Genomic DNA, 24,608 nt, shown 5'->3' with positions numbered 1-24,608 from the left:
GGGGCTCAGCCCGCCTTGCGCACCCACCCCACGTAGAGCGCCTCCCGGCGCTCCATGCGCACCAGTGGATTCCCCGTAGCCTCACACCACGCGGGCAGGTCCGCTTCCAGGCCGCGGTCCGTGGAGACCAGCTCCACGAGCGTCCCTGGCGCCAGGGCTCGCATGGCCTTGGCGAGTTCCAGGATGGGCATGGGACACAGGGCCCCCCGGGTGTCGATGTGCACGGCGGCATCCATGATCGGGACTGTGACGGAATTTTTCCGAAGTCTCCCAAGTTTTGGGCCGCCTGAGGGGGCGCGGCCCCTCGGAAGGCCAGAGCGGCTTGCTTGCGCGTCTGGAATTCCCTCTGTTAAGACCGCCGCCCTCTGCCCTCGTTGAAAACCCGCTCGGGCCCCCCAAAGCCGGCCCCATGGCGAAGGAGCATGACCCACTCATGAAGCCCAATGTCATCGTGGCCCTGCTGGTCGGCCTGGTGCTCGGGTTCGTTGGCGGCCGCGTCACCACCGGCCCGTCCTCGAAGTCCGAAGTCGCCAAGGCCGCACCGAACTCTCCCGCGGCCCCGGCCCCGGGTGGACGCCGTCCGGTGGACCCCACCGTGTTCAAGGTGCCCATCGAGAACTCGCCCGTCCACGGCAGCGCGGACGCGCTCGTCACCGTGGTCGAGTTCTCCGACTACGAGTGCCCCTTCTGCAGCCGCGCCAACGTCACCATCGAGAAGCTGCAGGAGAAGTACGGCAAGGACCTGCGCGTGGTGATGAAGCAGAACCCGCTGTCCTTCCACCCCCGCGCCAAGCCCGCGGCCATCGCCGCGATGGCGGCCGGCGAACAGGGCAAGTACTGGGAGTACCACGCCAAGCTCTTCGCCAATCAGAAGAAGCTGGATGACGCCTCCCTGGAGCAGTACGCCAAGGACCTGGGCCTGAACCTGGACAAGTGGAAGGCCGAGCTGGCCAACCCCAAGTTCCAGGACATCATCACCCGCGACCAGGCGCTGGCCAGCCAGCTCGGCGCCAGCGGCACCCCGGCCTTCTTCATCAACGGCCGCTTCCTGTCGGGCGCGCAGCCCATCGCCAACTTCGAGGCCCTCATCGACGAGGAGAAGGCCAAGGCGGAGGCCCTGGTGAAGAGCGGCACGCCGCGCGGCCAGGTCTACGCGGCCATCATCGCGAAGGGCGCCGAGCGCGCCGCCCCAAGGCCGCCCCGCAGGCGCCCGCCGCCGCGGTCCGCAAGGTGGAGATCCCCGCGGACTCCCCCTCCTTCGGCCCGGCCACCGCCAAGGTGACCCTGGTCGAGTGGTCTGACTTCGAGTGCCCCTTCTGCAGCCGCGTGGGCCCCACCCTGGCGCAGATCAAGGAGTCCTACCCCAAGGACGTGCGCGTGGTGTTCCGCCACCAGCCGCTGCCCTTCCACCCGAACGCGAAGCTGGCCGCCGAGGCCTCCCACGCCGCGCACGAGCAGGGCAAGTTCTGGGAGTATCACGACAAGCTGTTCGCCAATCAGAAGGCCCTGGACCGCGCCTCCCTGGAGAAGTACGCGCAGGAGCTGGGCCTGGACGTCTCCAAGTTCAAGGCCGCGCTGGACTCCGGCAAGTTCAAGGCGAAGGTGGAGTCGGACATGGCCGCCGGCAGCGCCCTGGGCGCCAACGGCACGCCGACCTTCTTCATCAACGGCCGTGAGTTCGTCGGCGCGCAGCCCTTCGCGAACTTCAAGCGCGTCATCGACGAGGAGATTGGCAAGGCGGACAAGCTGCTCGCCGCCGGCACCAGGCCCGAGGAGCTCTACGCCAAGCTGAACGCGGAGAACGTCGCCAACGCCCCGAAGGCCGCGGCCCCTGGCGCTCCCGCCGAGCCCCCGGTCCAGAAGGTAGACGTGGGCAACGCCCCGGTGAAGGGCGCCCAGAACGCGCCGGTCACCATCGTCGCCTTCTCCGACTTCGAGTGCCCCTTCTGCAGCCGCGTGGTGCCCACGCTGAAGCAGTTGGAGGACCAGTACGGCGCGAAGATCAAGGTCGCCTTCAAGAACCAGCCGCTGCCCTTCCACGCCAACGCCAAGCCGGCCGCCGCCGCCGCGCTGGCCGCGCACGAGCAGGGCAAGTTCTGGGAGTACCACGACAAGCTCTTCGCCAATCAGCGCGCGCTGGACCGCGCCTCGCTGGAGAAGTACGCGCAGGAGCTGGGCCTGAACATGGACAAGTTCAAGGCCGCGCTGGACTCCGGCAAGTTCAACGCGCAGATCGACGCGGACATGGCGCAGGCCTCCAGCCTGGGCGCCACCGGCACGCCGACGTTCTTCATCAATGGCCGCACGCTCGTGGGCGCCCAGCCCGTGGCTTCGTTCAAGCGCGTCATCGACGAGGAGCTGAAGAAGGCCGGCCCCACGGTGGCCGACTCGAAGTAGTCCCCGCCGGGGCCTCGGAGCCCTGACGCGACAAAGGCCGTCGGACCTCAGCGGTCCGGCGGCCTTCGTCTTTTCAGCGCGGGTGCGCGGACGCCTCAGGACACGGCGATGGCGTCAATCTCCACCTGGGCGCCCTTCGGCAGCGCGGACACCTGCACGGTGGCCCGGGCCGGCGGCGCGCCGGTGAAGTGGCGGCCGTAGACCTCGTTCACCTTGGCGAAGTCGCCCAGGTTGGTGAGGTAGATGGTGCAGCGCACGACGTGGGAGAAGTCCAGCCCGCTGGCGGCGAGCACGGCCTTCAGGTTCTCCATCACCTGCTCCGCCTGCGCGACGACGTCCCCCTGCACCATCTCCATGGTGGCGGGGTTGAGGGGAATCTGGCCGGAGAGGAAGGTCATCTTCCCGGCGTCCACCTGCACCGCCTGGGAGTACGGGCCAATGGCCTTGGGGGCCTGGTCGGAGTGGATTGCCTTGCGAGCCATGCGGCGCACCTCGGGGTGAGAGCGGCCCAAGACGGGCCGCCGGGGTTCCCGGGCGCTCTACCACGAAAGCCGTGGGCGTTCAGATGCGCTCGACGGAGTAGACGCCCTGGAGCCGCTCGATGGTCCGCATCAGGTCGGTGAGCTGCTTGAGGTCGGAGATGGTGACCTCGAAAGTGTTCACCGCCCGGTCATCCCCGGTGGCCCGGCAGTTGGCCTGGGAGATGTTGACGCCCTTCTTGGAGAAGGTGTTGGTGATGTCCGCCAGGAGGCCCGGCCGGTCCGCGGTGAGGACGCGCAGGGTGACGGGGCGCTTGAAGTCACCCCGGACGTCCCAGCTCACGTCCACGCGCCGCTCGGGGTCCGTGGCCAGGGCCTTTTCACAGCCGACCGTGTGAACCGTGACGCCCCGTCCCCGGGTGATGAAGCCGGCAATGGGGTCGCCGGGGACGGGGTTGCAACACCGCCCGAAGCGCACGAGGACGTCGTCCACGCCGCCAATCTGCACGCCGCTGCGGCTGCTGCGGCCCACCAGCCGCTTGGCCAGGTCGGTGACGCGGGACAGGCCCGGCAGCACCGAGTTGCCTGACGCGCCCGGCGGCGGCCCGGCGGAGGTGTTCGCGTCCGCGCGGGCCCCCGCCTCCGCGGCGGTGAGCTTCTCCTGCGGCACCAGCCGGTGCGTGAGCTGCTGCGGCGTCACCTTGCCGTAGCCAATGGCCACCAGCATGTCGTCTTCCACGCGGAAGCCCAGGTCCACGGCGGCCTTCTTCATCTCCCCGGACTTGAGCAACCGGTTGAAGTTGAGCTGGAAGCGCTTGAGCTCGCGGTCCGCCAGCTCGCGGCCCAGCTGCAGGCTCTTCTCGCGCTGCTGCTGCTTGATGAAGCCGCGGATGCGCTGCTGCGCCCGGCTCGTCTTGACGAAGGTGAGCCAGTCCTTGGACGGGTGCTGCTGGGGGCTGGTGAGCACCTCCACCGTGTCCCCGTTCTTCATCTTGTAGCGGAGCGGGACGATCTTCCCGTTCACCTTGGCGCCCACGCACCGGTTGCCCACGTCCGAATGGATGGCGTAGGCGAAGTCCACCGGCGTGGCGCCGCGCGGCAGCGAGCGCACGTCCCCCTTGGGCGTGAAGACGAAGACCTCGTCGGTGAAGAGGTCCACCTTCACCGTCTCCAGGAACTCCTTCGGGTCCTTGAGGTCCTGCTGCCACTCCATGAGCTGCCGCAGCCAGGCGAACTTCTCGTCATCCTTGGAGATGACGGCCTTGCCCTCCTTGTACTTCCAGTGCGCGGCGATGCCCTCCTCGGCGATCTTGTGCATCTCCGCGGTGCGGATCTGCACCTCCACGCGCTCGCTGAGCGGACCGATGATGGTCGTGTGCAGCGACTGGTACATGTTGGGCTTGGGAATCGCGATGAAGTCCTTGAAGCGCCCCGGCACCGGCTTCCACATCTCGTGCACCAGGCCCAGCGCCTCGTAACAGGAGGGCGCGGTGGGCGCGATGATGCGGAAGGCGATGATGTCGTGGATCTGATCGAAGTCGATGCCCTGTGACTTGATCTTCTTGTAGATGCTGTAGACGTGCTTGAAGCGGCCGGACACCTCGCCCTTCAACCCGCGCTCGGCCAGCTTGGAGCGGATGACGTCACACGTGTCCTCGATGTACTTCTCCCGCTCCTTCTTGCGCTTGTTGAGCTTCTCCTGGAGCGCGAAGAACTCCTGCGGCTTCACGTAGCGGAAGCTCAGGTCCTCCAGCTCCGTCTTGATCCACGAGATGCCCAGCCGGTTGGCCAGCGGCGCGTAGATGTCCAGCGTCTCCTGCGCGATGCGCGCCTGCTTCTCCTCCGACATGTGATCCAACGTCCGCATGTTGTGCGTGCGGTCCGCCAGCTTCACCAGGATGACGCGGATGTCCTGCGCCATCGCGATGATCATCTTCCGGAAGTTCTCCGCCTGCTTCTCCTCCTGCGACAGGCTGGCGGACGCGGAGAACTTGGACAGCTTGGTGACGCCGTCCACCAGGTGGGCCACCTCCGAGCCGAAGAGCTCCGTCAGCTCCTCCGCGGTGGCCAGCGTGTCCTCGATGGTGTCGTGAAGGAGTCCGGTGACGATGGACGCCTCGTCCAGCTTGAGCTCGCCCAGGATGCCGGCGACCTCCAGCGGGTGGACGAGGTAGGGCTCGCCTGACTTCCGGAGCTGCCCCTGGTGGACCTTGGCCGAATAGACGTAGGCCTTCTTGATGATGTCCAGGTCGGGGTCGGGGTGGTACTGGGAAACCCGTTGGAGGATGTCGTTCAGGCGAATCATCGAATGAGGAGCAATCGTAACTTTGCACCAACGGAGGGGCAACGTTGCCCCACACCTGGACGTCACTTGCCTCGGGGACACCCCAGTTGGTGCGTTCGCTTTCGTTGACCCGGTGTTTTACGCGCCCGTAGATTCGCCTCCGCTCATGTCACAGCTCCTGCTGTCCTCCCTCGCCGTGGTCTGCCCGAACTGTGACGGGTATAACTCGCCTCGCTCGGCCGCATGTGTGCTCTGCGGGCAGGCGCTGGCGGAATCGGCCGCCGCCCCGCCCCGCCCCGCAACCACGCAGCCGCCACCCGCCGTGGCCCGGCCCGGCACCCCGCCGGGCAGCCGGCCCGTCGCCGTGTCCAACTTCCCGGGTGGCAAGGTGGCGGAGCCGGTGCTCCCGCCCGCGCCTGGCGCCATTCCGCCCGGCCTGCGCCCCTCCGCGAGGACCCCGCCGCCCACCGCCGCGGGCCTCTCGGTGGAGCGGCCGTCCCAGCCGCGTGCGCCCGCGGCGCCTCCCGGCATCATGGCCCGCACGCCGGGCCCCGCCACCACGCGCCCGCCGCCGCCAGTACCGGACAGCGCCATGCCCAGCCGGCCCGGGGTGGCCACCGCGGCGCCGCGCCCCGCCCCTCCGGCCGCGTCCCGCTTCGGGCTGGCCGTCGTCGCCGGCTCCGCGCGGGGCCAGCGCTACAAGCTGCCCGTCACGGGGTGCGTGGTGGGCCGCCAGCGCGGCGCCATCCTGTTCTCGGACGACCCCTTCGTGTCGCCCCTGCACGCCACCTTCCTGGTGAAGGACGGCGCGCTCTTCGTGCGCGACGAGTCCAGCGCGTCCGGGGTGTTCGTCACCGTGGGCGGCACCGAGGCGCTCACCCCACGCACCCTCTTCAGCGCCGGCCAGCGGCTGTTCCGCTTCACGGGCCGCCTGGAGCCCCAGCCTCCGGTGACGGGCCGCCCCGCCATCTACGGCGCGCCCATGCCACTGGGGCAGGTGGTGTACGGCGTGGAGGAGATGCTCGTCGGTGGCCGGGCGGGACGCGCGGTGATGACGGCGGCGCCGCTGCTCACGATTGGACTGGCCCACTGCGACTTGAGCTTCCCCGGCGACGAGGGCCTGGCGGGGCGCCACTGCGAGCTGTCCCCCACGCCCACCGGCGCGTTGCTGAGGGACTTGTCCGGAGGCCTGGGCACCTACGTGCGCCTCGCCAGCGGCGTGGAGCGCCCCCTGCGCCCGGGAGACCGCGTGCGGCTGGGCCAGCACGTGCTGCAGGTGGAGACGCTGGGCTGAAGCGCCGCCGTGCGCCTCAGGTGCGCACGGCCCGAGCCGTTGGGTCGGGCGCCCCAAGGGACGCGCTCCCGACTCAGCGCTCCCGTCAGGGCGACGCGGGCTGCGCCACGGTGCCGCCCAGGCGCTGCTCGATGAGGGCGCGCGCCTTGGACGAGGGCTGCTCGCGCAGGTGACGCTGCCACCAGGCCCGGGCCTCTTCCTTGTCCGGGTTCTGCCGGTGCCAGTAGATTTCACCCAGCTTCAGGGCCAGCTCCGGGTCACCGCTGTTGGTGAAGGCCTCGCGGTACTTGGACGCCGCCAGTCCCACGTCGGCGCGCTGCAGCGCCTTGTCACCTTCCCGCGTCAGCTCCAGCGCGCGCTGGACGTTCCGCGCCCCCGCGACAATCGCCCTGTCGTAGAGGGGCACGTCGGGGCTCGCCCCCACCGCGGTGTTGTTCGCGCCGGCGGGCACCGGGGCATTCGTGGGCAGCGCATAGGGCAGGTCCTGCGTGCCCCTGCTGCCCCCGCCCATGAAGAAGTAGTAGGCGAAGAACCCCGCCGCGGCGACCACCAGCAGGATGGTCAGCGACTTGAAGAAGAACGCCACCCCGCCGCTGCCGCCCGAGCCCGGCTGCGTGTGGACCAGCGAGTCCGTCTGCTCACGCGTGGAGGCGATCGCGTCCGCGTTCGCGGGCAACGGCTCGAGCACGCCCGGCAGGGCGCGCACCGTGGCCTCCATCGTCACTTCGTTGCCCCACCCGGGCAGCGTGGCGTCCCGCACGTCGCTTTGCGGACTGGCGGCGGACTTGCGCGGCAGCGGCGCCAGCACCGCCGAGGAGTTGGCCGCGCGGCGCGGCGCGGAGTCCATCCGGCGGCGCTCCTTGTCCACGGCCTGCAGCTCGGCCTTGAAGGCCTCCGCGCTGGCGGGGCGGTCCGCCGGATTCTTGGACAGGGCCCGGAGGATGAGCCGCTCCATGGCCGGGGAAATCCTGGCGTCCGGGCGGCGGCGCGTGGGCGGCGGCGGCTCCTCGGTGAGGTGCTTGGTGGCGAAGCCCACCGCCGAGTCCGACTCGAAGGGCAGCAGGCCCGTCATGAGCTGGTAGAGGATGACGCCCACGGCATACAGGTCCGAGCGGTGGTCGAGCTGCGAGCCCCGCGCCTGCTCGGGCGACATGTACTCGGGGGTGCCGCACACGAAGCCCGCGCGGGTGAGCGCCGGCCCGTCATCCGTGGAGTCGGTGATCTTCGCGATGCCGAAGTCGAGCACCTTGACGAAGTCCGGCTCGTTGCGCCGGGGCTCCACCATGATGTTCTCGGGCTTGAGGTCGCGGTGGATGACGCCCGCGCCGTGCGCGTCCGACAGCGCGCTCAGCACCTGGCTGACGATGCGCACCACGCGCCCTTCGTTCAGGGGCCACTCGCGGCTGAGGATCTGGTGCAGGTCCTGCCCCGCCACGTACTCCATGGCGATGTAGAGGGCCCCGTCCTCGGCCTGCCCGAAGTCGAGCACGCTGATGGAGTTGGGGTGGTTGAGGCGGCTGGCGGCCTTGGCCTCGCGCTGGAAGCGCGCCACGGTGCGCTCGTCCGACAGGAGCGTGTGCCGCAGCACCTTCAGCACCACCACCTTGTCCAGGGAGAGCTGCCGGGCACGGTACACCTTGCCCATGCCGCCCTCGCCAATGAGGGCCTCGACCCGGTACTTGAAGGCAATCGTCTTGCCGGCGTACTCGTCCGCATCGGGCGTGCGCACGAGGGTCGCGCCACAGGCGGGACAGAAACGGGAGGATTCTTGCGCGTCAGCGCCGCAGGAGGGGCAGTGCAAGGAAGCGGTCCCCAAGGGGGTGGGACGCCGACTTCACCACGCCGCTCGGGTGGGGAGCAAGCCGCGCGCAACGCAATGCGAGCAACCGGGCCCCGGCCCTGGTACAACCCCTGGCCCGCCATGGACGCGATGGAATACTGCCCCCGCTGTGACACCGAAAATCCTCGGGACGCCTCCGTCTGCCGGGCGTGCGGCTCGCCGCTGCGCTCCGGAACGATGGTGATGGCCGTCGCCAGCGTCTCCGCGCGCCCCCAGGTCTCCATCCGGGTGGTCCGCGCCGACGGCGGCCCCGAGTCCGTCGTCCGGATGCAGCGCGACACCCTCACCTGCGGCCAGCAGGGGGACATCTCGCTCGCCGACGACCCCTTCATCATGCCGCTCCAGTTGCGCTTCTTCTTCTCCGGCGCCCGCCTGGCCGTGGAGGACGTGGGCGGCGCCAACGGCGTCTTCATCCGCCTGCGGCAGGAGCGCGAGCTGCCCCCGGGCGGCGAGCTGCGCCTGGGACGCCAGCGGCTGGTGCTGGAGCCCATTCCCACCGCGGCCACCGGCCCGGGCGGCACCCAGGTCTGGGGCTCGCCGGATCCCGGCTACCGGCTGCGCCTGGTGCAGCTGCTGGAGGGAGGCCTGCGCGGCGGCGCCTTCCCCCTGCGCGAGGGCGACAACCTCCTGGGCCGCGAACAGGGCGACCTCACCTTCCCCACCGACGGCTTCGTGTCCGGACGGCACGCCGTGCTGCAGGTGCGGCAGGACCGGCTCCAGGTCCGGGACGTGGGCTCGTCCAACGGCACCTTCATCCGCCTGTCGGGCCCCACCTTCGTGGACAACGGGGACCACTTCCTCATCGGCCGTCAGTTGCTGCGCGTGGAGATCCAGGCGCCGGCGGCCTGAAATGCGAAGGGCCGCACGGGGGGAGTGCCCCCGCGCGGCCCTCACTGCCTCGGCCTCAGCCGTAGGACTTCTCCTTCTTCTCCTGCTCTTCCTTGCAGCGGATGCAGAGCGTCGTCACCGGGCGCGCCTCCAGGCGCTTGGGCGAGATGTCCTCTTCGCACCGCTCGCAGACGCCGAACGTGCCGTCCTCGATGCGGACCAGCGCCTTCTCGATCTTCTGCAACAGGAACTTCTCCCGGTCCCGCAGGCGGAAGACCATCGACTGCGCATACTCGGAAGACGCCAGGTCGATCTCATCGGGAAGGTCGTCCGTGTCGAAACTGGACTCCTCCACCAGGGTCTTCTTGGCGCTCTCGAGCAGGCTCGCCTTGCTGTCCTCGAGCATCTTCTTGTAACGCTTGAGATCTTTCTGGTTCACAGCCTTCGCTCCAGTTCAGCGAGGGTTTGGGGCCCTGCACCCCAAAAAAAGGGCCCGAAAGCTTTATTCATGCGCCCTTCGGTGTCAAGCTGACCTGGGTATGACCGAGGGTGAAGGGAGGGGCGTTTGACCGAGAACACGAAGTTTGATCGGGAGTTCCTTCGCTCGGCCCTCTCGTTGGCTGGAAAGAGCGAAGTCGATCACTTCCTCTATATCTGCGACACGCCCATTCCCGCCGAGGAGTTTCGCGGCCGGCCCGCTCGCAAGAAGCTGGTCTACGCCGTCACGATGCCCAAGCTGGCGGAGGAGCACCTCGCCAAGAAGGTCCGTGCGCTCGTCATCCCGGCGTACGACTACTCGCGCACCGAGCGTGTGAAGGTGGCGCTCGTGTCCGCGCTGTCCCAGGGAGCGTTCAAGGAAGGCGACCTCGTCCTGTGCATGACGGGCAAGGTGGGCCGCGCGCCGGACACGTTGATGCAGATGCGCATCGGCGGCTCGCTCGACGACAGGCTGGCCATCGAAGGCGTCAAGCTGGGCGACGAGTTCAACTCCCAGGTGGTGGACGCCCTCATCCAGTTGGCGCTGCAGATTGGCCAGGAGGGCTTCGAGGGCCACCCCATTGGCACCATCATCACCATTGGCGCCCACAACACCGTGCTGGAGAAGAGCCGGCAGATGACCATCAATCCGTTCCAGGGCCTCTCCGAGGCGGAGCGGAACGTGCTCGACCCGAAGATTCGCGAGGCCATCAAGAACTTCTCCGTGCTGGACGGCGCGTTCGTCATCCGCGAGGACGGCGTCGTCCTCGCCGCGGGCCGCTACCTGTCCGCGGCGGATGAGGCCGTGAAGATTCCGCTGGGCCTGGGCGCGCGGCACGCGGCCGCCGCCGGCATGACGTCCACCACGGGCTGCATCGCCCTCGTCGTGAGCCAGACGTCCGGCGCGGTGCGGCTCTTCAAGGGCGGCAACATCGTCCTGGAGCTGCACCAGACGGCGCGCCGCACCTGAGGCGCGCTCAGTCCTCCTGCGCCTTCTCCTCGCGGTAGATGTCCGCCAGGGCGTGCGCGCGCTCGACTTCGTCCCGGGCCGCGTCCACCACCAGCGCCTCGTCGAAGCGGGCCACGCGCTCGCGCAGGGCCTCGGTGACGAGCCCGCCCGCCGTGAGCCGGGCGGAGGCGCTCTCCCGCTCGCGCCGCAGCTCCGCCACGCGGTCTCCCAGCTCGCTCGCCGCCTCCAGCAGCAGGCGCCCGTCGGACACCGCCCGCGCCAACGCGTCACGCGTACTGGCGAGCAGGTCCTCCGCCTGCGCCTGGTCCTTCTCCAGCACGCGCACGGCCTGGGCGTCCCCGCGCTCCTTGGCGGTGGCCCGCCGCGCGGTGAGCTCCCCCAGCCGGCGCGCATAACGCTCCTCCGCGCGCGCCAGGTCCGCCTTGAGGGCCAGCAGCGTGGCCGCGGACTTGCGCACCTCGGCGGCCTGCCGCTCCAGGTTCCCGATGAGCTGGTCGAAAGCGGCCAGCGGGTCCGCTGGACGCGACGGCTCCTTCTTCCGTTTTCGGAACAGGCCAAAGAACATGGGCGTGAGGCGCAGCCTAACCGAAGGGCCGGCACAACAGCCGCACGCGCTGCAGCGCTTCGTGCGTGGCCTGCCCCCCCACGGACAGGGCGGCGAGGTACCGGGCGGGGGTCAATCCGTACACACCCAGCAGGTGCTGGAGCAGCAGCAGGCTCTCCGCCGCGCGCCGGTCCGCGGGGGCCAGCGAGGCGGCCTCCACCAGCGCGCCGAGGATGTCCGCCACGCGATGCGCGACGTCCGTGCCGGTGGGCTCGGCGCCGGGCGGAAGGGTGGGCTGCTCCGGGAAGAGCGCGTCGAACGAAGCCTCCACCGCCACGGGCGGGGGCGCGGACCGCCCCGCGGCGACGGCCTCCAGCGCGTCCAGGTGCGGCGTGAGCTGCTCCAGCGCGTCGCCGGAGGACGGCACGTCACGCGGCAGCAAGGTGCGCCAGGGCGTGTCGAACTCCGTGCGCGCCCACAGAATCTCCTCGTCGGACAGGTGGTGGTAGAAGGCGCGGCCTCCGGCGGCGCGCTGCTCCCTGACGAGGAGGCGCAGGTCGGGGTTCTCCTCGCCCAGGGACACGAAGCTCAACGCGATGTCCAGCGCGTCCATGGGCGCGCGGGTGCGGCGGATGAGGTCCAGGTCCACGCGGTCCTCACCGTCGGTGATGAGCACCACGGTGGCCCGGGCGAGGTACGGGTCCCTCCCCTGCGCGGCGCGGATGGAGTCGAAGGCGGACATCAGCGCCAGCGTGATGTCCGTCTGCCCCTCCGCGGGCGAGTCGCGGAAGAGCTTCTCCAACTGCCGGGTGGCCTCCAGCGCGGAGTCCACGCGCGCCAGCTCGGTGGGCACGTCGTTGAAGAAGCTGAAGTACAGCGGGTCGAACGGCTCGCCCCGGCGGGCCTTGACGCGCAGGTTGTTGAGCTCCGCGATGACGATGGCGTCCCGGAAGCGGGCGCGCGCGCCATGCATGGAGCCCGACGCGTCGCAGACGTAGACGCGCACCGCGGTGCGCTTCACCTTCCGGGGGCGCGGGGGCGGCTCGTCATCCAGGTACGCGCGCACCAGCTGGTGACTGGCGGCCAGGTCCCGCAGCAGCATCCGCGGGTCCGACAGGACGAAGTTGTGGACCTCATGGAGGCTGCCCGTCGTCTCGTACGTCATCCGCTGCGTGGGGTATGGGACACGCCGGGGCACCGCCCGGGCGGCGCGCGTGTCCGCCAGGACGATCTCCTCCGACAGCGCGTCCTCCACGTCGAAGTAACGGGCGCAGCCCGCCGCCAGCTCGAAGGTGGCGAGCTGCTCGGGCCGCAGCGAGAAGGCCAGGTCCGTCAGCAGCTCGTCGGCCCGCGGAGGCCCTGGCGTCTCCTCGGGCGCCACGGCGGGCTCGCCGAACCAGTGCGACAGGGCATCGAGCTCCGCGCGCTCCAGCAGGGATGACAGTTGCGAGGGCGCGGGCAGCAACGGCGACAGCGCGGCGCGCGCCGCATCCGCCAGCGCCACGTCCCCTGCCTCCAGGGCCCGCTCGTACAGCCCCTTCAGCGAACGGTAGGCCACCTGGGGCTCACGCCGGGCCGTGTGCCGCACATGCCGCAGCAGCTCCTCCATGGAGCGCACAGCGGGGACGGCCCGCACCCGCTCGCGGGCCTCGGCCACCTGGCGCCGCAGCGCCATGCCCCGCTCGCGGTCATGGTCCGAGCCCAGGCGGATGAGCAGCTCGTGCGCCAGGTCCAGGTCACGGCGCTTCTGCATGACGTCGGTGGCGTTGGCCCTGGCGCGGTCCGCGAAGAACTCCGCCACGGCCAGCCGGGCGCTGGAGGGCGCGTGACGCGTGGCGCGCCCGTCCGCGCGCCCGTAGATCTCCAAAGCCTCTTCGTCGTCCGAGGGCGCCGTGGCGGGCCGGGCGAAGAGCTCCGCCACCTTCACCACGCGCGCCAGTTGGACGAAGCCCTTCTCCAGCGCGGCGACCGCGCCGGGCGGCGACTCCCCGGCCCGCCACGCGCGCTCCACGCGCTCCAGGCACAGCGCCAGCTCTTCGAGCGCCTGGTGGGCCCGGTCCAGCAGCCCCTGGGCCAGGGCCCCCGCGCGGCCCTTGCGGAGCCCCAGCGCCTTGAGCAGCCGCGCATCCGCCGACGTGTGCACCCCCACGCGGTCCAGGTCCCTGTCCAGCGAGGCCAGCACCGGCAGCGAGACGTCCTCCGGACCGCGCGCACGCCGGCCGAACAGCGCCCACGCCCGCCAGCCGCCACGCGCGGGCGCGGGCTGGTGGAGCGCGTCCAGCCGCCGCCGGAGGTCCGCGAGGCGCCGGGCCAGCACGCTCAGCGCCCTCTCCCCGCTTCAGCCCCGAGCCGCCACCACGCGCCGCTCATGACGCCGACCGCCGCGCCAGCACCTGCCGGCTGAAGCGCCCGAAGTCCTCGTCGATGCCCCGAAGCTGCCCCTCCAGCCTCCGCGCGCCCTCCCCCAGCTCCCCCGCCATGGTGCCCACCAGGGCCAGGACGCCCCGCAGCCGCACCAGCTCCCCTTCCTTCAACGCGAGCATCGGGAAGCGGCTGCGCACCAGCCGGTCCACGGTGCGCTCGGCGTCGGCCCGCTCCGTCAGGGATTCCGGCGCGGGAAGCGACGTGAGCAACTGGGTCAACCAGCTCCGCAGGTACTTGACGCGTGTCTGGACGAAGGCGAGCTCGGCCTCGGCCACCGCCGAGCGCACGGCCTCTGACAGGAACCCCGGCGCGGCGCCGCCGTGGCTCGCGGCCAACTGACCATCCAGCCCCAACAGGGCGGCCAGCTCCCCATCCGGCGCCTTGGCCGCGAAGTCACCCCGGTAGAAGACGTAGGCGTCCCCGTTGAGCACCGACAGGGACGCCGTCGGCGGGCTGACCACCTCGCGCGTGAGGTGCCGCGCGTGCTCGCGCAGCCGGGACTCGATGACCTGACGGCACTCGGCGAACACCGCGTCCACGCGGACGCCCTCGCGCCGGAGGTTCTCCGCCACGGACTGCACCGCGCGGCCGTACTGCTCGATGCGTTCGAAGGGCGTGGTGGACAGCACCTCCCGCGCATACGCGATGGCCAGGGGCAGCAGGAGCTCCTGCTTGAGCCCCTGCTGCGTGGGGTCCAGGGCGGCCAGGGCGTTCTCCAACTGCGTCAGGCGGCGCGAGTCTCCCGACAGCGCATCGAGCGGCTCCCGGCGCCCCCGCGCCAGGTGCCCCTGGAAGGAGAAGACCGCGCGCCGGCGCAACGCGGACACGACCCGGCCGCGCACTTCCGCCTCGGCCACGCGCAGGCGCTCCAACGCGGCCGGGGCGCCTTCGGCCAACTGCCCCGCCAGCGCTCCCGTCTGGGAGAGCTCCTCCTCCAGGTTGTCCGCCAGCCCGACCAGGCCCTCCAGCTTGAGCCCGTCCTCGAAGTCCACGCTCTCCGCGGACAGGGCAATCATCTCCTGGGCGCCTTCCAGGAACCGCGCCGTGGCCTCGCAGAGCGCCCCGTATGCGGGCCGCAGCTCCGGGACGGCGCCGCAGAGCGCCAACACGTCCCCGAACGAAGCCAGCAGCGCGACCCCGCCCCGCCCCTCCCCGTGCCCCGCCATTCCGCGCGCCAGCCGCTGCTCCTGCGCCGCCACCAGCGCACGCGCCGCGGCGACCAGCGGCATCCGGTTCTGCGCATGGCGAGGCCCCGGCACCAGCTTGGCCTGCAGGGCCCGCGCGGTGGTGGAGACGACGCCAGGCTGCCAGTTCCGGCTCACCGACTCGACGGCCTCCACCTCTTCGGACGTCGCGAGCGCCTGCGCCTCGCGCTCCACGCCGCCGCCCAGCGCCTGCCGCACCTTGGCCAGCGCCTCGTCGAAGGCGCGCTGCTCCAGCCGGACGATTTCGAGCTGCGCCCGCTCCCGGGGGTCCACCACGGACTTGAGCAGCGCCTCGGTCTCCCCCGCGGGTGGACCGCCCAGCAGGAAGAACCAGCGCAGCGAATCCAGGTCCTCGACGGTGGCCTCCAATGGCCGCTCCGGGCGCCGGTAGATCTGCTCCCTCACCACGGCGGCCTTCAGCGCCCACAGCGCCTTCACCACCGAGCGCTGGGAGAAGTACTTCGTCGGCACGTAGTCCGGCAGCTTCGACACCTGGGCCGCCAGCGCGCGCTCCAGCGCGTCCGCCAGCAACTCCACGCCCTCCATGACGTGGCTGGGCACCACCACCTTCGTCACCGCGTCCTGGAGCAGGTCCACCTGCTGCAACGACAACGGCGCGCGCAGGTCCGGCCGCGCGCCGTGTGAGAAGCGCTGCAACATGGCCGCCCGGCTCTCCCGGCGGGCGAAGGCCTTGGGCACGAAGCAGATGAAGCTCAACCGGTCCGCGAAGGCCAGGAGCAGCTCCGGCGAGCGCGCCAGCACCTCGGAGAGGTACCGGTTGCTCGTCATCACGACGCACTCGGTGCGCCCCGTCGTCACCCGGCGGCCATGCTTCAGCTCCCGCTCGTGCAGCACGTTGAGGATGGAGCGCAGCAGCATGTCCCGGCCGTCGAACACCTCGTCCAGGAAGGCGTGCTCGGAGCCCAGCATGCCCTCCTCGGTGAGGTACTCGGTGCGGCCCGTCTCCGTGAGCACCTTGAAGTCCACCGGGCCGATGAGGTCCGTCTGCACGGTGGACTCGGCGAGCTGCTTGGAGAAGAGCGAGGGCAACCCGGTGCGCTCGTCGATGATGCGCCCCAGCACGGCGCTGGCGATGGCGCTCTTCGCCGTCCCCGGCGGCCCCACCACCAGCACGTGCTCGCGCCCCAGGAGCGCGAGCTCGAGCTGCGTGAAGAGCGTCTCGCGCTCCAGGTAGGCCTCCCGGAGCTCGGTGAAGAAGTGCCGGAAGGCGCGGGAGGCCTGGAGGTATGGAGGCGGTGGAGATTGCACGGACAAACATGCTATCCGCCGCGCGCGGCCTATTTGAAGTGGACCGCGCAGGCCCCGTCCGGACACTGACGTCCCGCGATGCGGAAGCGATGCCGGGCCACGAGGCGATAGAGCGCGTCCAGGAGCTGCCGCAGGCCCGGCACGTAGTACACCCAGAGCAGCCGTCCCAGCGGCCGCCGGCCCACCGCCAGGACAATGGCCTCCAGCCCCTCCACCACCCGCCCATCCGGCAGGACGAGCTGCATGGCCCGCTCACAGCGGTCCGCGGTGACACCGGGGAAGGCCTCCAGCACGCCCTCTTCCCGGAACGAGCGCAGCCGCGTGCCCGTCTTGCCCAGCAGCCGCTGGAGCTGCCGGGCCGCCCCTCCGCACAGCCGGCAGTGCCCGTCATAGAGAATCACGTCCTGCCCGGGCGGCGTCGTTCGCAGCATCGGCGCCATGTCAGCGAGGCCTCAGCGTGTCATGCAGATGCCCGTGCACCGCGCGCCAGATGTCGTGCTGCCGCTCAATGGGGTCCATCAGCTTCATGCCCACCGACGTCGCGGGCGAGCTGCCCTGGAACGCGGAGTACTGACGCACCTGGGTGCCCCCCGCGCCGTCGTCGGCGAAGACGAAGCGATTGGTGCCGCGCAGCGGGTGTCCATCCAGCGTGGTGATGTGCACCGTGTTCGCCGCGGGCTCCAGGCGCACCGTGACGGGCGCCCACACGGGAGGCAGGCCCTTCTCCTCCAGGAACAGCTTCGCGCCGTCCACCAGCGCCGCGGCCGCCGGGCGGAGGCGGATGCCAGCGGACTCGAAGACCGCCTCTGGGTGGCGGACGAAGTAGGCGTAGGCCTGCGCCGGGGCCACGTCGGGAATGCCGCTGGTGTAGTCCGTCAAGGACGTGGGCGCTCCGGAGATGGGCGGGCTGGGCTTCAGGAGGTCCAGGTGCGTGCGCGCGTAGGCGTCCACGGCGGCGCTGTCCCCCAGCAGCCGGCTGGCCGCGGCGGCTTCGGACTGCGCGGCGGTGAGGGCGCCCTGCCGGACCTGCTCCATCAGATTGCCCGTGGGCTTCGGCGGAAAGGCGCCGCCCACGCCGAAGTCGAACTGGTTGTCGGCCCCCGTACGGGGCCCGGAGCGAGGCCCGGGAACCGGAGCCGCCGGGGGCCGCGCCATGGACGGAGCGCGGTAGGGCTCCACCGTCGAGCCCGCCGCGGCGGCGGCGGCGGGCCGGCACTGCGCCGTGCCCGTGGGAGGAGGGACGAGCGCCGGCGCCGAGGCCCCTTCGGAGGGAGCGGCGCCGGGCGGGAGGAAGGACGGTGACGGCGGGATTCGGGACATGCCCTGCCCCTCTGCACCCCCACCGCCAGCCCGCCCCCAGTCCCATCAACCCCTTGGCACCGCGCCACGTCCCGCTTCTCGTACGCCCGTCCTCCCCCGCGGAACACGCCCGCCCCGCAAGCCAGAAGGGCCGGCCCCCCCCACGCGCGCGGGAGCACCGGCCCTTCCGAGTCACGTCAGCGGCGGGCCGCTTCCGGCACTACGACTGCCGGAACTCCGCGTCCACCACGTCGTCCTTCTTCGCGCTGGCCTGCGAGCCCGGCGCCGCGGAAGGACCGGCCCCCGGCACGCCCTCGGCGCCCGGCGCGCCGCCCGTGGCGCGGTACATCTCCTCGGCGGCCTTGTAGCTGGCGGCCTGGAGCGCATCGAGCGCCGTCTTGATGGCGTCCTTGTCCTGCCCGTCGCGCACCTTGTTGAGCTCCGCCACCGCGTCCTCGAGCGACTTCGCCACGTCAGCGGACAGCTTGTCCTTGTTCTCCTTCAGGAGCTTCTCGGTCGCGTAGGCCTGGCTCTCCGCCTGGTTCTTCACGTCCACCAGCTCGCGGCGGGACTTGTCGGCGGCCTCGTTGGAGCGCGCGTCGGCGACCATCTTCTCCACCTCGTCCTTCGCCAGGCCGGACGAGTGGGTGATGGTGACCTTCTGCTCCTTGCCCGTGGCCTTGTCCTTGGCGCTGACGTTGAGGATGCCGTTCGCGTCGATGTCGAACGTCACCTCGATCTGCGGCACGCCACGCGGCGCCGGCGGCATGCCCGTCAGGTGGAAGCGGCCGAGGCTGCGGTTGTCACCCGCCATCTCGCGCTCGCCCTGGAGCACGTGGATCTCCACCTGCGTCTGGCCGTCCGCGGCCGTGGAGAAGGTCTCCGACTTGCGCGTGGGGATGGTGGTGTTGCGCTCGATGAGCTTCGTCATCACCCCGCCCAGCGTCTCCACGCCCAGGCTCAGCGGCGTCACGTCCAGCAGGAGGATGTCCTTCACCTCGCCGGAGAGCACGCCGGCCTGCACCGCGGCGCCCACCGCCACGACCTCGTCCGGGTTCACCGAGCGGTTCGGCTCCTTGCCGAACAGGCGCTTCACGGCCTCCTGCACCTTCGGGATGCGCGTGGTGCCGCCCACGAGGACAATCTCATTGAGGTCCTTCGGATCCACGCCGGCGTCCTTCAGACACTTGCGGCAGGGCTCCAGGGAGCGCTCGACGAGGTCGTCGATCATCGCCTCGAACTTGGCGCGCGTGAGCTTGACGTTGAGGTGCTTCGGACCGGACGCGTCCGCCGTGAGGAACGGCAGGTTGACGTCCGTCTCCATCGCGCTGGACAGCTCGATCTTCGCCTTCTCCGCCGCCTCCTTCAGGCGCTGGAGCACCATCTTGTCCTTGCTGACGTCGAGCCCGGTGTCCTTCTTGAACTCGGAGATCAGCCAGTCCATGATCCGCAGGTCGATGTTGTCACCGCCCAGGTGCGTGTCACCGTTGGTCGCGAGCACGTCGACCACGTTCTCGCCCACCTCCAGGATGGACACGTCGAAGGTGCCGCCGCCGAAGTCGTAGACGGCGATCTTCTCGTCCTTCTTCTTGTCCATCCCGTACGCGAGCGCCGCGGCGGTCGGCTCGTTCACGATGCGGCGCACCGTGAGGCCCGCGATCTCCCCCGCGTCCTTGGTGGCCTGGCGCTGGGCGTCGTTGAAGTACGCCGGGACGGTGATGACCGCCTCCGTCACCTTCTCACCCAGGTAGTTCTCCGCCGCGCGCTTCAGCTTCAGCAGCACCTGCGCGCTGATCTCCGGCGCGCTGTACTGCTTGCCGTCGATGTCCACGCGGGCATCGCCGTTGGGGCCACGGGCCACCTTGTAGGGGACCAGCGTGGCCTCCTCGGCCACCTCGTCGTGCCGGCGGCCCATGAAGCGCTTCGCCGAATAGATGGTGCGCTCCGGGTTGGTGATGGACTGGCGCTTCGCCACCTGACCGACCAGGCGCTCCCCGTCCTTCGTGAACGCGACCACCGAGGGCGTGATGCGGCTGCCTTCCTCGTTGACGATCACCTTGGGCTCGCGACCCTCCATGATCGCGACCACACTGTTCGTGGTGCCCAGGTCGATCCCGATAATCTTGCCCACGGTTCCTATCCTCCGGAAAAGACTGCGTTTTCTTTGAAAGCTGCTGATGTACGCCCAACGTAACCACCCACCCCTCGCTGTCAAACGCGATGGGCCGCCGGGCCACACACCTGAAGGTGACACTCCCCGCTGCGTAGCGCAGTGCGCAGGGGGCCCGCGCGCTGCGTCACAGCCGCGCCACCCGCACGCCACGGGTGCGTAACGCGCTCTACACCTCCGTCACCCCGCGGTAGCAACCAGGCGGGCTTCTGAAGCGCAGGGAACGATTCAACCCCTTGGAATTCCATGCCTGCTCGCTCGCTAACGCCCCGCGTCACGGGCTGGCGAGGATTGTGCACTGAGTCCGGGTGTCGCCGCCGGGTCCCCCACCGGCGCCAACCTTCGGAGCGTCCCTCATGCTGGTCCAGCCCCTCCGCTCTCCCGACCTCCGCCGCGCGCCCGCTTCGGACGTCACCACCGAGCCCAAGGTCGCGGTCCTGCTGAACGCCAACGCCCGGAAGGTCGACGCCCGGGTGGTGAAGTCCCTGTCCCACGTGGTGCCGGAGCAGGACCTGTTCCTCTCCCGCTCGCCGCTGGATGGCCGGCGCATCATCCAGACGGTGCTGGAGCGCGGCTACCCCATGGTCTTCACGGGTGGCGGTGACGGCACCTTCATGGGCTTCGTGAACGAGGTCCTTCACCAGGTCGGCCCGCGCGGCCGCTTCGCGGGCAAGACGCCGCCCCGCTTCGGCATCCTCAAGCTGGGCACCGGCAACGGCCTGGCCGCCTACGTCAACGCCTCCGGCACCCGGGGCGACGGCATCCTCAATGACGTGCTCCGCGCCCGCACCGGGGAGGTCCCGGGCTACCGCCCCATGGACCTGCTGATGGTGGATGGGCAGCGCGCGCCCTTCGCCGGGCTGGGCGTGGATGGCAAGGTGCTCAACGACTACATCTGGGTGAAGGAGAACCTGGGCAAGGGCCTCTTCAAGAGCATGCTCAGCGGCAGCGGCGGCTACTTCTCCGCGGTGGCCTGTAAGACGGTGCCGCACTACCTCACCCACTCGCACTGGGTGGAGTGTGAGGTCGTCAACGGCGCCTCCGAGGCCTACCGGCTCGGGCCGGATGGCACCGCGACGGGCGAGTCGCTGGCCCCGGGCGCCACCCTCTTCCGCGGCCGGCTGATGATGGCGGCGGCGGGCACCATGCCCTTCTACGGCTACGGCTTCCGCATGTTCCCCTTCGCGGGCCAGCGCCCGGGCTACATGCAGCTCCGCCTGGGCCAGGTGACGCCCACGCAGGTGCTCGCCCACCTGCCCAAGCTGTGGAACGGCCGCTGGTTCCCCGAAGGCCTGATGGACTTCCACGCCCGCGAGGTCACCATCCGCTTCGCCCACCCCATGCCCTTCCAGGTGGGGGGCGACGCGGCCGGCTACCGCGAGCAGGTCACCATGTCCGTGGCCCCGGAGTCCGTCGAGCTGGTGGACTTCACCGGCGCGATGAACTGAAGCCCCGCCGCGGGCTACCCGCGGTCGCGGGACGCCGGGGGCTTCTCGCCCGGCTCCTTGCGGCGGCCCACGACGAAGGCGTAGCTGACGCTGGCCTTGCCGTTGCTCTCGCGGTGCAGCGCCAGCTCCTCGCGCAGCGCCGCGGGCTGAGCGCCCGGGATGGACGACAGGAACGTCTCGATGTCCCGGTAGTGCGCGTCCAGCTCCGCGTCATGGAGCGTCTCGGCGGACTCGGGCTCGTAGCCAGCGCCCTCCACCACCTGCAGCAGCTCCCGCGGCAGCAGCAGCGGCCCGGCGACGCGGCGCTCCCAGAAGTCGAGCGTGGCCTTGGGCGCGAAGCGCCCCACCCGCGCGGGGAACGTGAAGCCCAGCCGCCCGCGCTTCGCCAGCAGCCCGCGCAGATTCGCGAGCGTGGCCTTCAGCGGGTAGAGCACGCGGCCCTGGACGAGGATGCCGTCGAACTCGCCCTCGGTCAGGCCCAGCGCGTCCAACGACACCCGGCGGACCTCGATCTGCTCCGCCAGCCCCTGCGCCCGCACGCGCTCACGCACCGGGTTGAGGAGGGCGTCGTCCGTGTCGGCCGCCACGACGGTGCAGCCCAGCTCCCGGGCCAGCAGCAGGGCGGCGCTTCCGTCGGGGCCACAGCCCAGCACCAGCACGCGCGAGCCGGGTTCCAACTGCGCCACCTTGGCGAAGCGCCGCGTTGCATCATCGGAGCTGAAGGCGCGCCGGACGTCCGCGGGGTGATACAGCGGGAAGGGCTCGGGCGGGGACATGGCTCCCCATATACCCGCCTCGTCTGGAGACTTCCAGCCGCCGCCGGGCCCGAATGCGCCAGGGCCGGCGGGCGGGGGGCCCTCAGAGGTAGTGGACGACGCGCTCGTCCTTGTAGAGCGCCTCGTAGATGGAGCGGCGGTGCTCCTCGGACAGGAGGTACACCGACACGCTCAGGGACAGGTACTTGCCCTTGCTGCTGGGTTGCTCGCGGATGGAGTCCGGCGAGATGTCCGTGCCCATCAGCCGCTTGAACAGCTCGCGCACGTGCTCGGAGAAGCCAGCGTCCTGCAGGCCCATCACCTTGAAGGTGTAGACGGTGGGGTACTCGATGAGGGGCTTCTTCTCCTCTTCGCCGGCGGGGGGGCTTCCTGGGTCTTCCTTCGTCATGGCGGGTACCAGCGCTACAGCAGGTTGGCGGCGAGCTCGGCCAGGGCGCTGCGCTCACCCTTGGCCATGGTGATGTGCGCCGCGATCTTCTCGCTCTTGAAGCGGTTGACCACGTGGACCAGGCCGTTGTTCGTCGCGTCCACGTACGGGTTGTCGATCTGGAACGGGTCTCCCGTGAGGATGATCTTCGTGTTGTCGCCCACGCGGGTGATGATGGTCTTCACCTCGTGCGGCGTGAGGTTCTGGGCCTCGTCCACGATGATGAACTGGTTGGGCAGGCTGCGGCCGCGGATGTACGTGAGCGGCTCGATCTCCATCAGCCCCAGGTCCAGCAGCTCGTGGTAGCCGCGCCCGGCCTTCTTGTCCGCGCGGCTGAGGTTCATCAGGAACTCCACGTTGTCGAAGATGGGCTGCATCCAGGGGTTGAGCTTCTCCTCGACGCTGCCGGGCAGATACCCGATGTCCCGCCCCAGCGGGAAGATGGGCCGGCTGACCAGCAGCTTCTGGTAGAGCCCCTCCTCCGTCACCTTCTGCAGGCCCGCGGCGATGGCGAGCAGCGTCTTGCCCGTGCCCGCCTTGCCCACGATGGTGACCAGCTTGATGTCGTCGTTGAGCAGCAGGTCCAGGCAGAAGGCCTGCTCCATGTTGCGCGGGCGGACGCCCCACGTCCCGTCCTTGATCTGCCGCGCCAGCGGCACCAGCCGGCCCCGGGCCCCGTTGTAGCGGCCCATGGCGGTGTGGGACGGGTTCGTCTCGTCCTTGAGGAGCACCACCTGGTTGGCGAACAGGGACTCGGTGTCCGGCAGCTCCACCTCCGCGCCCTGGCGGTACATCTGGTCCACCAGGTCCTTGGGGACCAGCCGCTCGGCGAAGCCGGTGTACAGCTCGGTGATCTCCACCCGCTCGGTGTCGTAGTCCTGGGCGATGAGGCCCAGGGCGTCCGCGCGGATGCGGAGGTTGGTGTCCTTGGTGATGAAGACGGCCTGCGTGTCCGGCTCCGCCTCCATCAGGTCCAGCGCCACCCCGAGGATGCGGTTGTCCATCAGGTTGCCGTCCGCCATGGACGGCGGCAGGGCGCGCTCGGTGAAGCTCACCCGCAGCATGCCGCCGTGCGGCAGGGGCACCCCCTCCTTCAGCGAGCCCTCGGCGCGGAACGAGTCCAGGTAGCGCGCCACCAGGCGCGCGTTGCGGCCCAGCTCGGAGAGATCGCGCTTGAACTGGTCGATCTCCTCGATGACGTAGATGGGGATGATGACGTTGTTGTCTTTGAAGCCGTAGATGCTGCGGGGGTCGTGGAGCAGGACGTTGGTGTCGAGAATGAAGTTCTTACGCATCGTGGGTTGCGCGACCTGAAGGTTCGGCTGCGACCGCGAGGGACCGTGCGACGGCGAGTCTCCTGACCACTATAGGCACCGGCTCCCGGGGAAACAGCCTGCTTGTCGCCAGGACCTGCGCCTGTCCGAAACCCCACGCCCCAGACGCCGGGGACGACGACGGTTCCCACGGCGCCTTTCGACCACTCACCGTGGATCAGCCCTGTAGCACGAGCGGCCGTCCGTTCAGTGCGCCACGACGGGCGCCAGCGGATCATACCCGAGCAGCTCCGCCACCCGCTCGGGCGGTGGCCCTGGGGGCATCCGCTCCCAGGGGAAGCGCCGCTGGAGCGTCTCCTCGTCGAGCGAGAGCAGGCGCCGCGCCTCCAGTTGGAGCGCGTCATCCCACGCGTTCGCGTCGAAGTGCTGTCCCAGGCGGGAGCTCGCGGGGGCCAGCATGGGCGAGGGCTTGAAGGCCACGGTCTGCCCCTGCTCATCGCGCATGCAGCGCAGCTCCACGGCCCACGCGTGGAGCCAGCGAGGCAGGTGCTGCCCCGCCTGACGAAGCGCGAGGAAGCGGCCCTGCGCGGCGCCATCCGCGAAGAGGAAGCGGCGGTCATAGACGCAGGCGGCGGAGAAGGTGGAGGGCGTGAGCGCCAGGGCCTCGGTGCCGAGGCGGCGGGCCATCAACAGGAGCACGTCCAGGATGTGGCCGGCGAGCTTGAGCCCGGGGTGGTTCTGCCCGGGCAAGGGTGGCCGGTGCCAGTCGAAGGAGCGCCCCGGGTGCTGGAGCAGCAGCGAGTCCACGTACAGCAGCGGCGTGGTGGCGAGCGCGTCACCGAGCCCCACCTCGTCCCCTGTCGTCCGCCGCAGTTCGAGGTCCGCGACGGGCGCGTAGAAGCGGCGGCTCATGACGATGATGCGCGGCCGGTACGGGTCCGTGCAGACGGCGCGAAGCTCCACCGGACCCACCCGCTCCTCGACCCGCTGGAGCAGGCCGTAGGCGCGCAGGGCCCGCTCCAGCCCCTGGGGGCTGTAGGTGCCGAACACCAGGTCCGCGCGGGAGGCCTCGGCGTTGCCCAGCCCCAGGTCCTCCAGGGACATGCCCACGCGCTCGGAGACGGCCAGGTCCGGCCCGCTCAGTGCCCGGTAGATGCGACGGTAGCGGGGGTTGACGGGCTGAGTCCGAGGCATGGCTCCCAC

Annotated in this window: 21 protein-coding genes; 6 read left to right on the top strand and 15 right to left on the bottom strand. The window is 70.5% G+C overall.

Features of this window, described 5'->3' with window-relative positions:
* Positions 1 to 5: 5 nt before the first annotated feature.
* On the bottom strand, positions 6 to 224 hold the full coding sequence (locus tag MYMAC_RS15940; RefSeq protein WP_238539688.1) for a sulfurtransferase TusA family protein: 219 nt from the start codon (positions 222 to 224) through the stop codon (positions 6 to 8).
* A 209-nt stretch (positions 225 to 433) separates the two neighbouring features.
* Here MYMAC_RS15940 and MYMAC_RS38810 point away from each other — a divergent pair, with 209 nt between their 5' ends.
* On the top strand, positions 434 to 1,282 hold the full coding sequence (locus tag MYMAC_RS38810; RefSeq protein WP_476695886.1) for a DsbA family protein: 849 nt from the start codon (positions 434 to 436) through the stop codon (positions 1,280 to 1,282).
* Positions 1,231 to 2,397 (top strand): DsbA family protein, encoded by a 1,167-nt coding sequence (locus tag MYMAC_RS38805; RefSeq protein WP_476695885.1) that lies wholly within the window; start codon positions 1,231 to 1,233, stop codon positions 2,395 to 2,397. The genes MYMAC_RS38810 and MYMAC_RS38805 overlap by 52 nt, the downstream gene beginning before the upstream one ends.
* A gap of 95 nt (positions 2,398 to 2,492) precedes the next feature.
* Here the strand turns inward: MYMAC_RS38805 and MYMAC_RS15930 are convergent, their stop codons facing one another.
* Complete coding sequence (locus tag MYMAC_RS15930; protein ID WP_193364499.1) at positions 2,493 to 2,888, bottom strand: RidA family protein; 396 nt, start codon at positions 2,886 to 2,888, stop codon at positions 2,493 to 2,495.
* Positions 2,889 to 2,958: 70 nt separating this feature from the next.
* On the bottom strand, positions 2,959 to 5,181 hold the full coding sequence (locus MYMAC_RS15925) for a RelA/SpoT family protein (RefSeq protein ID WP_013939781.1): 2,223 nt from the start codon (positions 5,179 to 5,181) through the stop codon (positions 2,959 to 2,961).
* 145 nt (positions 5,182 to 5,326) lie between these two features.
* On the opposite strand from MYMAC_RS15925, the gene MYMAC_RS15920 reads away from it, so the two are divergent.
* Positions 5,327 to 6,454, top strand: a complete 1,128-nt coding sequence (locus MYMAC_RS15920; protein WP_239989557.1) for an FHA domain-containing protein — start codon at positions 5,327 to 5,329, stop codon at positions 6,452 to 6,454.
* 85 nt (positions 6,455 to 6,539) lie between these two features.
* On the opposite strand, the gene MYMAC_RS15915 is transcribed toward MYMAC_RS15920, so the two are convergent.
* Complete coding sequence (locus tag MYMAC_RS15915) at positions 6,540 to 8,255, bottom strand: serine/threonine-protein kinase (RefSeq protein ID WP_123784131.1); 1,716 nt, start codon at positions 8,253 to 8,255, stop codon at positions 6,540 to 6,542.
* Positions 8,256 to 8,375: 120 nt separating this feature from the next.
* Here MYMAC_RS15915 and MYMAC_RS15910 point away from each other — a divergent pair, with 120 nt between their 5' ends.
* On the top strand, positions 8,376 to 9,143 hold the full coding sequence (locus MYMAC_RS15910; RefSeq protein WP_086007112.1) for an FHA domain-containing protein: 768 nt from the start codon (positions 8,376 to 8,378) through the stop codon (positions 9,141 to 9,143).
* A gap of 55 nt (positions 9,144 to 9,198) precedes the next feature.
* On the opposite strand, the gene MYMAC_RS15905 is transcribed toward MYMAC_RS15910, so the two are convergent.
* Entirely contained in the window at positions 9,199 to 9,561 is a 363-nt protein-coding gene (locus MYMAC_RS15905; RefSeq protein WP_013939777.1) for a TraR/DksA family transcriptional regulator, read from the bottom strand.
* A gap of 126 nt (positions 9,562 to 9,687) precedes the next feature.
* On the opposite strand from MYMAC_RS15905, the gene MYMAC_RS15900 reads away from it, so the two are divergent.
* On the top strand, positions 9,688 to 10,569 hold the full coding sequence (locus tag MYMAC_RS15900; protein WP_013939776.1) for a DNA integrity scanning protein DisA nucleotide-binding domain protein: 882 nt from the start codon (positions 9,688 to 9,690) through the stop codon (positions 10,567 to 10,569).
* A gap of 7 nt (positions 10,570 to 10,576) precedes the next feature.
* Here the strand turns inward: MYMAC_RS15900 and MYMAC_RS15895 are convergent, their stop codons facing one another.
* From MYMAC_RS15895 to dnaK, 6 genes are all read right to left on the bottom strand, one after another.
* A complete protein-coding gene (locus MYMAC_RS15895) occupies positions 10,577 to 11,134 on the bottom strand; it encodes a PspA/IM30 family protein (RefSeq protein WP_095958706.1) in 558 nt (185 codons plus the stop codon).
* 16 nt (positions 11,135 to 11,150) lie between these two features.
* Positions 11,151 to 13,430, bottom strand: a complete 2,280-nt coding sequence (locus tag MYMAC_RS15890; RefSeq protein ID WP_095958705.1) for a vWA domain-containing protein — start codon at positions 13,428 to 13,430, stop codon at positions 11,151 to 11,153.
* 49 nt (positions 13,431 to 13,479) lie between these two features.
* Positions 13,480 to 16,011, bottom strand: a complete 2,532-nt coding sequence (locus MYMAC_RS15885; RefSeq protein WP_095961592.1) for an AAA family ATPase — start codon at positions 16,009 to 16,011, stop codon at positions 13,480 to 13,482.
* Positions 16,012 to 16,040: 29 nt separating this feature from the next.
* Complete coding sequence (locus tag MYMAC_RS15880) at positions 16,041 to 16,451, bottom strand: thiol-disulfide oxidoreductase DCC family protein (RefSeq protein ID WP_095958704.1); 411 nt, start codon at positions 16,449 to 16,451, stop codon at positions 16,041 to 16,043.
* Between the two features lies 1 nt (position 16,452).
* Positions 16,453 to 17,331 carry a hypothetical protein gene (locus MYMAC_RS15875; protein WP_095958703.1) on the bottom strand — a complete coding sequence of 293 codons (879 nt, stop codon included), beginning with the start codon at positions 17,329 to 17,331 and terminating at the stop codon, positions 16,453 to 16,455.
* A 199-nt stretch (positions 17,332 to 17,530) separates the two neighbouring features.
* Positions 17,531 to 19,441: a molecular chaperone DnaK gene (gene dnaK, locus MYMAC_RS15870; protein WP_095958702.1), complete on the bottom strand. Its 1,911-nt coding sequence runs from the start codon at positions 19,439 to 19,441 to the stop codon at positions 17,531 to 17,533.
* 395 nt (positions 19,442 to 19,836) lie between these two features.
* Between dnaK and MYMAC_RS15865 the strand changes: the two genes are divergently transcribed.
* Positions 19,837 to 20,928, top strand: a complete 1,092-nt coding sequence (locus MYMAC_RS15865; RefSeq protein ID WP_095958701.1) for a diacylglycerol/lipid kinase family protein — start codon at positions 19,837 to 19,839, stop codon at positions 20,926 to 20,928.
* Between the two features lie 14 nt (positions 20,929 to 20,942).
* Here the strand turns inward: MYMAC_RS15865 and MYMAC_RS15860 are convergent, their stop codons facing one another.
* The 4 genes from MYMAC_RS15860 to MYMAC_RS15845 form a co-directional block, all read right to left on the bottom strand.
* Positions 20,943 to 21,704: an SAM-dependent methyltransferase gene (locus tag MYMAC_RS15860; protein ID WP_095958700.1), complete on the bottom strand. Its 762-nt coding sequence runs from the start codon at positions 21,702 to 21,704 to the stop codon at positions 20,943 to 20,945.
* A gap of 82 nt (positions 21,705 to 21,786) precedes the next feature.
* Positions 21,787 to 22,092 (bottom strand): HP0495 family protein, encoded by a 306-nt coding sequence (locus MYMAC_RS15855; RefSeq protein ID WP_013939767.1) that lies wholly within the window; start codon positions 22,090 to 22,092, stop codon positions 21,787 to 21,789.
* Positions 22,093 to 22,106: 14 nt separating this feature from the next.
* Positions 22,107 to 23,426 (bottom strand): PhoH family protein, encoded by a 1,320-nt coding sequence (locus tag MYMAC_RS15850; protein WP_095958699.1) that lies wholly within the window; start codon positions 23,424 to 23,426, stop codon positions 22,107 to 22,109.
* A 225-nt stretch (positions 23,427 to 23,651) separates the two neighbouring features.
* Positions 23,652 to 24,599 (bottom strand): hypothetical protein, encoded by a 948-nt coding sequence (locus MYMAC_RS15845; protein WP_013939765.1) that lies wholly within the window; start codon positions 24,597 to 24,599, stop codon positions 23,652 to 23,654.
* Between the last annotated feature and the right edge of the window lie 9 nt (positions 24,600 to 24,608).

The organism is Corallococcus macrosporus DSM 14697, from assembly GCF_002305895.1.
GTDB lineage: Bacteria > Myxococcota > Myxococcia > Myxococcales > Myxococcaceae > Myxococcus > Myxococcus macrosporus.
This window is presented reverse-complemented; position numbering and strand designations above follow the sequence as displayed.